We start from the raw sequence: 12,602 nt of genomic DNA on the forward strand, positions 1-12,602 counted from the left end.
GTACGCAGGAGCCTGGCCCCGGGGCGAAGCGCTTCGTCGCGGGGCGCGACTCCTGCAACTGAGGCTTCAGACTTGGGCGCTGACCGGCTTGCCGCCCTTGGGCTTGAAGTACAGGGTGGTGCCGCGTGCGAGGTTGTCCAGGCTGATGTGATCCTTGGCCACTTCAGCCTCGATCAGTTCGTCCTGGCCTTCGACCTTGAGGGTGATGCGGGTGATCGCGCCAAGCAGGCGAATGTCACGCACCTCGCCGGCCTTGTGTTCCGGGCTCGGTTCGCTGGACAGGTCGACCTCGTGCGGGCGGAACAGCACGTGGTGATCGTTGCCGACGTAGAGGCGGTTGGCGTCGCCGAGGAAGTGGTAGACGAAATCGCTGGCCGGATACTCGTAGACTTCGGCCGGCGTGCCGATCTGCTCGATCACACCCTTGTTCATCACCACGATGCGGTCGGCCACTTCCATGGCTTCTTCCTGGTCGTGGGTGACGAATACGCTGGTCAGGTGCACGTCTTCGTGCAGGCGCGCCAGCCAGCGGCGCAGCTCCTTGCGCACCTTGGCGTCCAGCGCGCCGAAGGGTTCGTCGAGCAGCAGCACTTTCGGCTCCACCGCCAGAGCGCGGGCCAGGGCAATACGCTGGCGCTGACCGCCGGAGAGCTGCTCCGGGTAGCGATCGCCGAGCCAGTCGAGCTGCACCAGGTCGAGCAGTTCGTGCACCTTCTGCTGGATCACCGCTTCGCTCGGGCGCTCGCGCTTGGGCTTCATGCGCAGGCCGAAAGCAACGTTGTCGAATACCGTCATGTGGCGGAACAGCGCGTAGTGCTGGAACACAAAGCCGACGTTGCGATCACGCACGTCGTGGTTGGAGACGTCCTCGCCGTGGAACTCGATGGTGCCGCTGTCCGGGGTTTCCAGGCCGGCGATGATGCGCAGCAGGGTGGTCTTGCCGCAGCCGGACGGGCCGAGCAGGGCGACCAGTTCGCCACTCTGGATGTTCAGATTGATCTCGTTCAGCGCCTTGAACGCATTGAAGTTCTTGCTGACGTTACGGATTTCGATACTCATGTTTATTCCTCGCCAGCACTGGCTTTGCGGCGGTTGATACGGGATTCGCTCCACTGCTTGAGCAGCAGGATGAACAGCGCCAGAAGCAGCAGCAGGCTGGCAACGCTGAAGGCGGCGACGTGATTGTATTCGTTATAGAGAATCTCGACATGCAGCGGCAGCGTGTTGGTGTAGCCGCGGATGTGCCCGGAGACCACCGATACCGCGCCGAACTCGCCCATCGCCCGGGCGGTGCACAGCACCACGCCGTAGATCAGGCCCCATTTGATATTGGGCAGCGTCACGTGCCAGAACATCTGCCAGCCGTTGGCACCGAGCAGGCGCGCGGCCTCTTCCTCCTGTGTGCCCTGCTCCTGCATCAGCGGGATCAGCTCGCGGGCGACGAAGGGCACGGTGACGAACACAGTGGCGAGGACGATGCCGGGCAGGGCGAAGATGATCTGGATGTCGTGCTCGCGCAACCAGGGGCCGAAGAAGCCCTGGGCGCCGAACAGCAGCACATAGATCAGACCGGCGATTACCGGTGACACCGAGAACGGCAGGTCGATCAGGGTCACCAGAATGCTCTTGCCGCGAAACGCGTACTTGCTCACGCACCAGGCGGCAGCCACGCCGAACACCAGGTTGAGCGGCACGGCGATGCCCACGGCGAGCAGGGTCAGTTTCAGTGCGCTGATGGCGTCGGGTTCGAGGATCGAGGCGACGAACACGCCGACGCCCTGTTTGAGCGCCTCGGTCGCCACCACGAACAACGGCAGCAGCAGAAAGAAGGCGAACACCAGCCAGGCCGAAATGATCAGCAGGCGGCGGCCCAGGACGTTACCGCGGCGCGCGGCATTGTTGACGGCGCTGGCCGTCAGGGTTGCAGATGACATGCCTGGCTCCTCAAGAACGGCTGATGCGGCGCTGCAGCAGGTTGATCAGCAGCAGCAGGATGAACGACACCACCAGCATCAGCACGCCGATGGCGGTGGCGCCGGCATAGTTGTACTGGTCCAGCTGCACCATGATCAGCAGCGGCAGGATCTCGGTCTTCATCGGCATGTTGCCGGCGATGAAGATCACCGAGCCGTATTCGCCAACGCCACGGGCGAAGGCCAGGGCGAAGCCGGTCAGCCAGGCCGGTGCCAGCGCCGGCAGCAGCACATGGCGCGCCACCTGCAGCGGCTTGGCACCGAGGCAGGCGGCGGCTTCCTCGACCTCGCGCGGGATGTCGGCCAGCACCGGCTGCAGGGTGCGCACGACGAAGGGCAGGGTGACGAAGGTCAGCGCCAGGGTGATACCCAGCGGCGTATAGGCGACCTTGAAGCCCAGGGACGTGGCGAACTGGCCGATCAAACCGTTAGGCGCATAGAGCGCGGTCAGGGCGATACCGGCAACGGCTGTGGGCAGGGCGAACGGCAGATCGATCATCGCTTCGATGATCTTGCGACCGGGGAAGGTGTAGCGCACCAGCACCCAGGCCAGCAGGGTACCGATCACGCCGTTGATGATGGCAGCGAGAAAGGCGGTGCCGAAGCTCAGTTTCAGGGCGGCCAGCACGCGCGGTGAGGAAATGATTGCCCAGAACTGATCCCAGGTGAGCTGGGCAGCGTGGACGAACATGGCACCCAGGGGAATCAGCACCAACAGACTGAGGTACACCAGGGTGTAACCCAGCGTCAGCCCGAAGCCGGGTATGACGGGGGAAGTACGGCGAGACATGGAATGAACCTGTACGGGGTAGGGTGCGCCGTGCGCACCATCTGAGTGCGCGCAGCCTAGTGTGTAGGGTGGAAGTCGCTTTTCACTTCCACCAGCGGCACTCGCAGGGGCGATGGTGGATCGGTGAAGCGTGATCCACCCTACGGATCAATGGGCCTGGTAGATCTGGTCGAAGATGCCGCCATCGTTGAAGAACTTCGGTTGCGCGCTCTTCCAGCCGTCGAAGTCAGCGTCGATGGTTACCAGCTTGAGCTGCGGGAACTGCTTGGCGAACTCGGCCGCCACCGCCTGGTTGCGTGGGCGGTAGAAGTGCCTGGCGGCGATGCGTTGGCCTTCCTCGCTGTACAGATAGTCGAGGTAGGCCTCGGCGACTTTGCGGGTGCCTTTCTTGTCGACGTTCTGATCGACCACGCTCACCGGCGGTTCGGCGAGGATCGACAGCGACGGCGCGACGATCTCGAAGTTCTCTCCGCCTTCTTCCTTGAGCGCCAGGAAAGCCTCGTTCTCCCAGGCCAGCAGCACGTCGCCGATGCCGTTGTTGACGAAGGTGATGGTCGAGCCGCGGGCGCCGGTATCGAGCACCGGGACGTTCTTGTAGAGCTTCTCGGTGAAGGCCTTGGCCTCGGCTTCGCTGCCGTACTTCTGCTGGGCATAGGCCCAGGCAGCAAGGAAGTTCCAGCGTGCACCACCGGAGGTTTTCGGGTTCGGGGTGATCACTTCCACGCCCGGTTTGACCAGGTCATCCCAGTCCTTCAGGCCTTTCGGGTTGCCCTTGCGCACCAGGAACACGATGGTCGAGGTGTAGGGGGTGCTGGCGTCCGGCAGGCGCTCCTGCCAGTTTTCCGGGATCAGCTTGCCGAGTTTGTACAGCTCGTCGATATCGCCGGCCAGGGCCAGGGTCACCACGTCGGCGCGCAGGCCATCGATCACCGCGCGGGCCTGCTTGCCCGAGCCACCGTGGGATTGCTGGATGGTCAGCGCTTCGTTGCCCTGGGCCTGCCAGTGCTTGTTGAAGGCGGCGTTGAATTCGGTGTACAGCTCACGGGTCGGGTCGTAGGACACGTTGAGCAGGGTTTGTGCGGCGGCCACCGGGCCGGCGATCAGGCTGCTGGCCAGCGCGGCCAGGGCAAAACGACGAAGGGACATGGTGCAGCTCCTGACTGGGTTTTCATGTTGGCTCTGGTTCGTGGCGGTCAGTCGCACATTCGCGAGTGACAGCAGCGATGGTGGTGCGTGTTCATGGCTGGATTCTTTTCATGGTCACGCCCTCCGGTGGTCCAGTCGGGCTGCTTGCTTGGCTCAGGGGTTCTTGGCGTTCGGTTGTTGCAGGCGAATCTTTTCCTTGCGCTCGATCTGCACCACCTGGCCGTTGTGCACGGTGATTTCCACCGAGCCAAATTTCAGGCCATGCAGGGCGGTCTGGATCTCGCGGAGGATCACGGCTTCGTCCTGGCCTTCCAGGTTTCTCAGCGTCGCGGTCATTTCCAGGCTCCTTGTGAACAGGTCGCCACGGCGGCGGTATGGAGTACCGACGCTGGCGTGGAGCGGATAGTAGAGAGGCGGAAATATTCTTAAAAATACTGTTTAAGAACATTTATATTCTTTTTGGAAATATAAGACGTGGCGAGATTTATTTCATTTTTAGAATAAGTAAATAAGTTCTTATTCTTTTTGTAATTTATTCGTGCTGCCTAGACTGACGCCATTCGATTCAAGGAGGCGCCGTCATGGGCAGCGAAGCAACCCGTTATCTGATCCTGCCGGGCTGGCAGGGCTCACCCGAAGAACACTGGCAAAGCCACTGGCAGCGCAGCCTGCCGAACAGCGCGCGTGTGGAGCAGAAGGACTGGCTCAACCCGCAACGTGGCGACTGGGTCACCGCGTTGAACCAGGCAGTCGCCGACGATCCGCGTCCGCTCATCCTCATCGCCCATAGCCTGGGCTGCGTGACGGTGGCGCATTGGGCTGCGCAGGCACCGGTCGAACTGCTGCGCCGTGTGCGCGGCGCGCTGCTGGTCGCGCCGGCCGATGTCGAGCGGCTGGGCTGCCCTGAACCGCTGCAGAATTTTGCGCCGATGCCGCGTGATCTGCTGCCCTTTCCCAGCCTGCTGGTGGGTTCCGACAACGACGCAGCGGCCAGCGCCCTGCGCGCCCTGGAGCTGGCGCGGGCCTGGGGTAGCGAGGCGGCGATTCTGAGCGGTGCCGGGCATATCAACGTGAAGTCCGGGCACCGTTACTGGGAGCAGGGCTTCGGCTATCTGTATCGCCTGCAGAGCCGCATCGAACAGCAGTCGCGCTTGCGCGCCTGAGCCCGTCATTGCGGGACAACCTCTTCGGAGCGGGGGCGGGCCAGGCAGCCGCCCGCTCTTTTTTATGGCCTGCCATCCATGGCAGTCACCCTTCGGACCGTTGCGGGGCAAGGTTAAAAGTTGCTCCAGGCAATTTTTATTCGCGTACAGGCTGCGCCGGCGAGGTGTGGCCCAGGAGCTTCACGTCATGAGTCTTCCACCTAACCTCTCACCACCGCTGACTTTTGCCGACTTGGACAAAGGCCCGCTGAGTATCCGCGCCAAGGCGCTGGTGTTCGTTGACACGCGTTCACGCCAGTTGCGCGAGCGCGCCGAGGCGCTGGCTGGAAACGGCCAGCCGCTGCTGATTCTCGGTGAAACCGGTACCGGCAAGGAACTGCTGGCGCGCTATATCCATCGCCACAGTGAGCGCGCTGGCCTGTTCGTGGCGGTGAGCTGCGCAGCGATAAGCCCGCAGTGGGGCGAGGCCGAGTTGTTCGGCCATGCCGCCGGTGCTCATGTCGGCGCTGGCAGTAGCCGTGCCGGCTGGTTCGGTTCGGCCAACGGCGGCACGCTCTACCTGGATGAAATTGCCGATCTCTCGCGGCCTCTGCAGAGCAAGCTGCTGGCCGCGCTGGAAACCCGCGAGGTGTATCGCGTCGGCGCCAGCCAGGCGCTGCCGGTGGATGTGCGTCTGGTGGCGGCGAGCAGCATCGACCTGGCCCGCGCGGTGGCTGCGGGTACCTTCGATGAGCGCCTGTACGCCTACCTGTGCGACGGCCAGTTGCTGTTCCCGGCGCTGCGTCAGCGGGTCGGCGACATCCTGCCGCTGGCCGAATACTTCCTCGGCATCCATGCCTCGCGCCTGGGCCTGACCATTCCGTCGATCAGCCCGGCGGCGCAGGCCGTGCTGGAGGCGCACCGCTGGCCGGGCAATACTCGCGAGCTGGAAAACGTCATCCACTTCGCGTTGCTGCTGGCCGGAAATGCCAAGATTGGGCCGGAGCATCTGGAGTTGCCGGGTATTGCGTGAGATTGTTCGTTCCTCACGCTCCGCGTGGGAATGCACCCTGGGACGCTCTGCGTCCGTTTGGCTTTTGCCCAGCAGTCCGTCCGGGCGCTGAGCGCCCTTACCCTGACTCCCACGCAGAGCGTGGGAGCTATCAGATCGGTGCGCGCCCTACGGCGCGAGCAGCGACACCGACTTGATCTGCGCCCAGAGCGTCTGTCCGGCATGAATGCCCAACTGATCGAAGGAGTAACGGGTGATCCGTGCCAGCAGACGCTGTTCGCCGATGCGCAGGGTCAGCAGCATCTGCGCGTCTAGCGCCTGCCAACTTTCCACCGTCGCCAGCAGCAGGTTGAGCAGGCTGCAATCCTCGGCGCGATTGAGCGCCAGGCTGACGTCGCGTGCCTTGATCTTCACCCGAACCTGATGGCCGCTGGGCAGCGCCGTATGGGGCAAGCGCAGGCGCGCCTCGCTGCCGGGTAGTTGAAGCGCCAGCAGATCGTAGGCGGCATCGTGGCCGCAGACCTGGCCGTCGATCACCGCTTCGGCATCCTCGTCGCTGGCGAAGGGCAGGTCGGCGCGCAGCAGGGTTTCCTTGAGCGGGCCGCTGGCGCGCACCTGGCCTGCGTCGAGCAGCACCAGATGATCGGCCAGGCGCGCCACTTCGTCCGGCGCATGGCTGACGTAGAGTACGGGGATGTCCAGCTCTTCGTGCAGCTTCTGCAGATAAGGCAGCACTTCCTGCTTGCGCTTGAGGTCCAGCGAAGCCAGCGGCTCGTCCATCAGCAGCAGGCGCGGGCTGGTGACCAGCGCGCGGGCGATGCCGACGCGCTGGCGTTCGCCACCGGACAGCGCCGAGGGCATGCGCTCGAGCAGATGGCCGATGCCCAGCAGTTCCAGTGCCTGATCCAACGCCACCTTGCGCTGCGCGGCGGGGATGCGCCGTTGGCCGTATTCCAGATTCTTGCGCACGCTCAGGTGCGGGAACAGGTTGGCGTCCTGGAATACGTAACCGATGGCCCGCTTGTGTGCGGGCAGAAAGAACCCGCGCTCACTGTCCTGCCAGAGCGCTCCGGCGACCTGCAGGTAGCCCTGCTGCGGGCGATCCAGCCCGGCGAAGCAGCGCAGGCAACTGGTCTTGCCCGAACCGGAATGGCCGAACAGCGCACTGACGCCGCGTCCGGGCAGGTCGAGGTCGACATCCAGGGTGAAGCCCGGATGCTTGACCAGAAAGCGCGCGCGAATGCGTCCATCGTCAACGACGACAGGCGCCGAGGCCTTGGCGAAACCGAACATCACAGCGCCCTCATCCGGGTGCTGCGCCCGCTGTACAACGCCAGCAGAACGATGAAGGAGAACGCCACCATGCCACCGGCCAGCCAGTGCGCCTGGGCGTAGTTCATGGTTTCCACGTGGTTGTAGATCTGCACCGAGACCACCTGGGTCTTGCCGGGGATATTGCCGCCGATCATCAGCACCACGCCGAACTCACCAATGGTATGGGCGAAGCTGAGAATGGCGGCGGTGATGAAGCCGGGTCGGGCCAGCGGCAGTACGACGCTGAAGAAGCAGTCCCAGGGATTTGCGCGCAAGGTCGCAGCAGCCTCCAGCGGGCCGCGACCGATGGCCTCGAAGGCGTTCTGCAGCGGCTGCACGACGAAGGGCAAGGAATAGAAGATCGAACCGATCACCAGGCCGGTAAAGGTGAACGTGAAGGTGCCCAGGCCCAGGCTTTGCGTCAGTTGGCCGAAGAAACCGTTGGGCCCCATGCTCACCAGCAGGTAGAAGCCGATCACCGTCGGCGGCAGCACCAGCGGCAGCGCGACAATGGCACCGACCGGGCGCTTGAGCCAGGAGTCGGTGCGCGCCAGCCACAGTGCGATGGGCGTGCCGATGATCAGCAGCAGCACGGTGGTCAGCGAGGCCAGCTCCAGGGTCAGCAAGATGGCGTCGAGGTCGTTCTTGGACAGCGGCATGGGTGGGTTCCGGTGGCAGACGTAGCCCGGATGCAATCCGGGGCATGCTCAGATAGATGGCCCCAGATTTCATCCGGGCTACGGCAGTTTATAGCCGAACGATTCGATCACCTTGGCCGCTTCCGGGCCTTTCAGATACTCGACCAGTGCGACGGCGGCCGGATTGTTCGCGCTCTGCTTGAGGATCACCGCGTCCTGCCTGATCGGGTCGTACAGGGCGTCCGGGACGATCCAGGCCGAGCCGCTGCTGAGTTGGCCGTCCTTGTACACCTGCGACAGCGCAACGAAGCCCAGCTCGGCATTGCCGGTGGAGACGAACTGGTGCGCCTGGGTGATGTTCTGGCCCTCCACCAACTTGCCCTTGACCGCCTCGCTCAGGCTCAGCTTGTCCAGCACCTGAGTCGCGGCCAGGCCGTAGGGTGCGGCCTTGGGGTTGGCGATGGACAGGTACCTGAACTGGCCGGCTTTCAGCGCTGCGTCCGTGCCGTCGAGGTAATTGGCATCGGCCGACCACAGCACCAGGCCGCCGATGGCGTAGGTGAAGCGCGAGCCGGGCACGGTCGCGCCCTCGCGCTCCAGCCTGGCCGGCGTCGTGTCGTCGGCTGCGAGCAGTACATCGAACGGCGCACCATTGTTGATCTGCGCGTAGAACTGCCCGGTGGCACCGAAGGATGCCACCAGCTTGTGCCCGGTGGCTTTCTCGAACGCGGGCGCCATGGCCTGCATCGGTGCGGTGAAGTTGGCGGCCACGGCGACCTTGACCTCCTCGGCGCTGGCGCCGCTGGCGAAGGTCAGGCCGAGGGCGAACAGACTGTGCTTGAGTGGCTTGAGCATGAGGATTCCCCGTGGAATCGATTCTGACGACAGACCGGATGAGCAATCCTACATCGTTATGTTTTTTTGTATATAGCGATTGTTGAAGTGGCTGACGGGCCTGGCCTGCATCACTTGAAGAACTGGCTGGGCGTGGTGCCGAACTGCTTCTTGAACATGGTGGCGAAGGCGCTGGGGCTGTCGTAGCCCAGCTCCCCGGCGATGTCGATGATCTTCTCGCCCAGGGCGATGCGCTCCAGGGCCAACAACAGGCGCGCCTGCTGGCGCCACTGGCCGAAGGTCATGCCGGTGCCCTTCTGGAACAGGCGCTGGATGGTTTTCTCGTCCAGACACAGGCGGGTGCTCCATTCAGCCAGGGTGGAGGCGTCGCCAGGGTCGTTCTGCAGCGTCACGCAGATCGCCTGGATGCGTGGGTCGGCCGGCTGCGGCAGGTGCAGCGGCAGGGTCGGCAGGATGCGCAATTCATCGAGGATCAGGCGCATCACCCGCGCCTCTCGCGAGTCGTCGGCGTAGGGCTGGGTGATCGCCACGGCGGCGCGGATCAGCTCGCTCAGCAGCGGTGAGATGGCCACAGCGCGACACTCGGCGGGCATGTCCGCCAGGCTGTCGGGGCGCACGAAGACGCTGCGCATTCGCACGCTGCCGATGCAGCGGATCGCATGCACCTGGCCGCAGGGCATCCAGATGCCTCGGCTCGGCGGCACCGTCCACTGGTTCAGCGCCGAAGTCACCACCATCACCCCGGAGATGGCGTAGATCAGCTGATGCTTGTTGCGGTGCGAGTGCGGCTCGATGATGGCGTTGACCGGATAATCGGTGGCGCTGCTGCTGATCAGCCAGGGGGAGGCGTCGATCTCGGCCAGCAACTTCTCAGGTAATCGCATGCCTGTGCCCTTTTTGCGAAGGTTGCTGTCCTGTCTTCGTGAGACAGGCGATTGAGCGGAGCCTAGCATAGCGCCGTTCCTCACCTCGTCCGGAAGCTTCAAGCATGTCCAGCAGTCCTGCCGCTACGCCCCTGGCCGCTGCCTCGCCCATCAGCCAGGCCAGCCCTCTGGTGATGCGCGTGATCGGCGCCTGCGCCCTGGCGCACCTGATCAACGACCTGATCCAGGCGGTATTGCCCGCCATCTACCCGATGCTCAAGCTCAACTACGGCCTGAGCTTCGCCCAGATCGGCCTGATCACCCTGACCTTCCAGCTCACCGCCTCGCTGCTGCAGCCCTGGGTGGGCTATCACACCGACCGCCATCCCAAGCCCTGGCTGTTGCCGGTCGGTTCGCTGTGTACCCTGGTCGGCATCCTCATGTTGGCCTTCGTCGGCAGCTTTCCGGCGATCCTCATGGCCGCAGCCTTGGTTGGCATCGGTTCCTCGACCTTCCATCCCGAGGCGTCGCGCATCGCCCGCCTCGCCTCGGGCGGACGCTACGGCCTGGCGCAGTCCACCTTCCAGGTCGGTGGCAACGCCGGTACCGCCTTCGGCCCGCTGCTGGCGGCGGCCATCATCATTCCCTACGGCCAGGGTAACGTCGCCTGGTTCGGCCTGTTCGCCGCCTTCGCCATCGTCGTGCTGTATGGCCTGAGCCGTTGGTATCGCCACCACCTGACGCTATTCAAACTCAAGCAGGGCGGCATGGCCACTCATGGTCTGTCGTCCGGGCGGGTGAAGTTCGCCTTGCTCATCCTGGCGCTGTTGGTGTTCTCCAAATACTTCTACATGGCCAGCTTCACCAGCTATTTCACCTTCTTCCTGATCGAGAAGTTCGACCTGTCGGTGGCCAGCTCGCAGCTCTACCTGTTCCTGTTCCTCGGCGCGGTGGCGGCCGGCACCTTCTTCGGCGGGCCGATCGGCGACCGCATCGGGCGCAAGCAGGTGATCTGGTTCTCCATCCTCGGCGTGGCGCCGTTCTCCCTGCTGCTGCCGCACGTCGACCTGTTCTGGACCGGCGTGCTGAGCATGGTGATCGGCTTCATCCTGGCCTCGGCGTTCTCCGCCATCGTGGTCTTCGCCCAGGAGCTGATGCCGGGCAACGTCGGCATGATCGCCGGGCTGTTCTTCGGTCTGATGTTCGGCTTTGGCGGTATTGGCGGAGCGCTGCTCGGCTACCTGGCGGACATCCACGGCATCGAGGAGGTGTTCCTGCTGTGCTCCTTCCTGCCGCTGCTGGGCATCCTCACCGCGCTGTTGCCGTCGCTCAAAAAACATTAGCCGCTTACCACTCACAAGGAAGGACAGCCATGATCACCTGCTACCTGCGCTATATCGTCGATCCCTACAAACTCAAGGATTTCGAGCACTACGCGAAGCTGTGGATTCCCCTGGTAGAGCGCTTCGGCGGCACGCACCACGGTTACTTCCTGCCGTCCGAAGGTGCCAATGATGTGGCCCTGGCGCTGTTCAGCTTCCCCAGCCTGGCCGAATACGAACGCTATCGTCAGGATTCCTTCGCCGACGCCGAGTGTCAGGCGGCCTTTCGCTACGCCGAAGAGACACGTTGCATCCTCAGCTACGAGCGCAGCTTTTTCCGGCCCGTATTCGACTAGGGCGACGCATGCCTGTGATGGTGAGCTAAGCGACGCGTCGCCATACGCTGGCCAGCCAGGGTTGCTGGTCGCGTGGCAGGCCGGCGGGGCGGTAGTAGTGCTCCAGCTCGACGAAACCGGCTGCCGTGAGCCGTGCGCGCCAGCGTTCGAGATCGTGGTAGCTGCCGTAGCGCGGGCCGTTCCAGCCTTCCTGATTCTCGCCACGTGGGTTGGAGCTGAACAGCACGCCGCCGGCCTTGAGCGCCGCATGCAGCTCGCCGAGCACGCGCGGCAGCTCCTGATCCGGCACGTGGAACAGGCTGGCGTTGGCGAAGATGCCGTCGAAATGTCCAGCCGGCAGGTCCAGTTCGAGAAAACTCTGCTGCCACACCTCGCAGCCGCTGTCGGCGCGCGCCATGGCGACGAACTCTGCGCAGCCATCGAGGCCGACGGCGGTATGGCCGAGGCCGCTGAACGTACGCAGATCCCGCCCCGGGCCACAGCCGAAATCGAGGATACGCCAGGGCTTTTCAGCTTCGATATGACGCAGCAGGGCGGCAATGTTCTGACTCACATCATGGTCGCGCGTGCCCTCGCGAAAATCCTCGGCGCTGCTCTGGTAGTGGGCCAGGGTGAGGGCGCTGATCTGCGTGAGTTCGTCGGGGCTCAGGGGCATGGTGAGGTTCCGGTAAAAGAGCGCATTAAAACCGTTTGGTGGGGCGCACGGCCAGAGGCGGCATGCCCCTTGGTCGATGGCAATGAACCCGCGTACCGCTTGCACAGTCCCATTTCCTGAGGGGTGTAGACCGGCTGGCTGCAGTTGGGCACCCACAATCAAGGAGATAACGCGATGGTTACGCACTACAAAGTCTCTGGCCACCTCGCCTGTGGTTCTCACGGTGAAAAGCTGCCCGCCACCACCGAATTGGCCAAGGTCAAATGCCGCAATTGCCGCAAGACCGAAGTGTTCACCGAAGCTCGACGTAACTCACGCAATGCCGCGCGCCGTGCCGCCCGCCGCGAGAAGGTTGCCCGCGCCGTCAACGACTGGCGCACTTCCTGGGAGGCGCGTCTGGCTGCCTTGCCAGGCCCGCAGCGTCTGCCGCGCGGTTTCGGCGACCAGGCATTCGTCTAGCCTGGATATTTGCGGGAGGAATGACCTCCCGCATCCCCCGAGCTGCCAACATCTGCAGGAGCCACGCCCGCGGCGAA

At 64.0% G+C, this 12,602-nt stretch carries 15 protein-coding genes; 5 read left to right on the top strand and 10 right to left on the bottom strand.

Translation table 11 applies throughout. From position 1 onward, the window contains the following. Window positions 1-66: 66 nt before the first annotated feature. From H3221_RS23070 to oscA, 5 genes are all read right to left on the bottom strand, one after another. Window positions 67-1,059, bottom strand: coding sequence for a sulfate/molybdate ABC transporter ATP-binding protein (locus H3221_RS23070; RefSeq protein ID WP_196476237.1), 993 nt, complete (start codon window positions 1,057-1,059; stop codon window positions 67-69). A gap of 2 nt (window positions 1,060-1,061) precedes the next feature. After that, window positions 1,062-1,934, bottom strand: a complete 873-nt coding sequence (gene cysW / locus H3221_RS23075; protein ID WP_196476238.1) for a sulfate ABC transporter permease subunit CysW — start codon at window positions 1,932-1,934, stop codon at window positions 1,062-1,064. Between the two features lie 10 nt (window positions 1,935-1,944). Then, a complete protein-coding gene (gene cysT / locus H3221_RS23080; protein WP_196476239.1) occupies window positions 1,945-2,763 on the bottom strand; it encodes a sulfate ABC transporter permease subunit CysT in 819 nt (272 codons plus the stop codon). Between the two features lie 147 nt (window positions 2,764-2,910). After that, window positions 2,911-3,909, bottom strand: coding sequence for a sulfate ABC transporter substrate-binding protein (locus H3221_RS23085; RefSeq protein ID WP_196476240.1), 999 nt, complete (start codon window positions 3,907-3,909; stop codon window positions 2,911-2,913). A gap of 153 nt (window positions 3,910-4,062) precedes the next feature. Further along, window positions 4,063-4,245: a sulfur starvation response protein OscA gene (gene oscA / locus H3221_RS23090; protein WP_024310015.1), complete on the bottom strand. Its 183-nt coding sequence runs from the start codon at window positions 4,243-4,245 to the stop codon at window positions 4,063-4,065. 245 nt (window positions 4,246-4,490) lie between these two features. On the opposite strand from oscA, the gene H3221_RS23095 reads away from it, so the two are divergent. Continuing rightward, the gene (locus tag H3221_RS23095; RefSeq protein WP_196476241.1) at window positions 4,491-5,072 is read left to right on the top strand and encodes an RBBP9/YdeN family alpha/beta hydrolase; all 582 of its coding nucleotides are present in this window, start codon (window positions 4,491-4,493) and stop codon (window positions 5,070-5,072) included. Window positions 5,073-5,259: 187 nt separating this feature from the next. Continuing rightward, the gene (locus H3221_RS23100; RefSeq protein WP_196476242.1) at window positions 5,260-6,084 is read left to right on the top strand and encodes a sigma 54-interacting transcriptional regulator; all 825 of its coding nucleotides are present in this window, start codon (window positions 5,260-5,262) and stop codon (window positions 6,082-6,084) included. A 147-nt stretch (window positions 6,085-6,231) separates the two neighbouring features. Here the strand turns inward: H3221_RS23100 and modC are convergent, their stop codons facing one another. From modC to H3221_RS23120, 4 genes are all read right to left on the bottom strand, one after another. Then, window positions 6,232-7,356 carry a molybdenum ABC transporter ATP-binding protein gene (gene modC / locus H3221_RS23105; RefSeq protein WP_196476243.1) on the bottom strand — a complete coding sequence of 375 codons (1,125 nt, stop codon included), beginning with the start codon at window positions 7,354-7,356 and terminating at the stop codon, window positions 6,232-6,234. Further along, complete coding sequence (gene modB / locus H3221_RS23110) at window positions 7,356-8,036, bottom strand: molybdate ABC transporter permease subunit (protein WP_196476244.1); 681 nt, start codon at window positions 8,034-8,036, stop codon at window positions 7,356-7,358. Before modB ends, modC begins: the two co-directional genes overlap by 1 nt. A 78-nt stretch (window positions 8,037-8,114) precedes the next feature. Continuing rightward, the gene (gene modA, locus H3221_RS23115) at window positions 8,115-8,870 is read right to left on the bottom strand and encodes a molybdate ABC transporter substrate-binding protein (protein WP_196476245.1); all 756 of its coding nucleotides are present in this window, start codon (window positions 8,868-8,870) and stop codon (window positions 8,115-8,117) included. Window positions 8,871-8,980: 110 nt separating this feature from the next. Beyond that, window positions 8,981-9,754, bottom strand: a complete 774-nt coding sequence (locus H3221_RS23120; protein ID WP_196476246.1) for an AraC family transcriptional regulator — start codon at window positions 9,752-9,754, stop codon at window positions 8,981-8,983. Between the two features lie 104 nt (window positions 9,755-9,858). Between H3221_RS23120 and H3221_RS23125 the strand changes: the two genes are divergently transcribed. Then, window positions 9,859-11,076 (top strand): MFS transporter, encoded by a 1,218-nt coding sequence (locus tag H3221_RS23125; protein ID WP_196476247.1) that lies wholly within the window; start codon window positions 9,859-9,861, stop codon window positions 11,074-11,076. Between the two features lie 29 nt (window positions 11,077-11,105). Beyond that, on the top strand, window positions 11,106-11,411 hold the full coding sequence (locus H3221_RS23130) for an NIPSNAP family protein (protein ID WP_196476248.1): 306 nt from the start codon (window positions 11,106-11,108) through the stop codon (window positions 11,409-11,411). Window positions 11,412-11,436: 25 nt separating this feature from the next. Here the strand turns inward: H3221_RS23130 and H3221_RS23135 are convergent, their stop codons facing one another. Further along, window positions 11,437-12,066 (bottom strand): class I SAM-dependent methyltransferase, encoded by a 630-nt coding sequence (locus H3221_RS23135; RefSeq protein WP_196476249.1) that lies wholly within the window; start codon window positions 12,064-12,066, stop codon window positions 11,437-11,439. A gap of 174 nt (window positions 12,067-12,240) precedes the next feature. Between H3221_RS23135 and H3221_RS23140 the strand changes: the two genes are divergently transcribed. After that, on the top strand, window positions 12,241-12,525 hold the full coding sequence (locus H3221_RS23140) for a hypothetical protein (RefSeq protein WP_072426209.1): 285 nt from the start codon (window positions 12,241-12,243) through the stop codon (window positions 12,523-12,525). The last annotated feature ends 77 nt before the right edge of the window (window positions 12,526-12,602 follow it).

Source organism: Pseudomonas chaetocerotis, assembly GCF_015712105.2.
GTDB classification, from domain to species: domain Bacteria; phylum Pseudomonadota; class Gammaproteobacteria; order Pseudomonadales; family Pseudomonadaceae; genus Aquipseudomonas; species Aquipseudomonas chaetocerotis.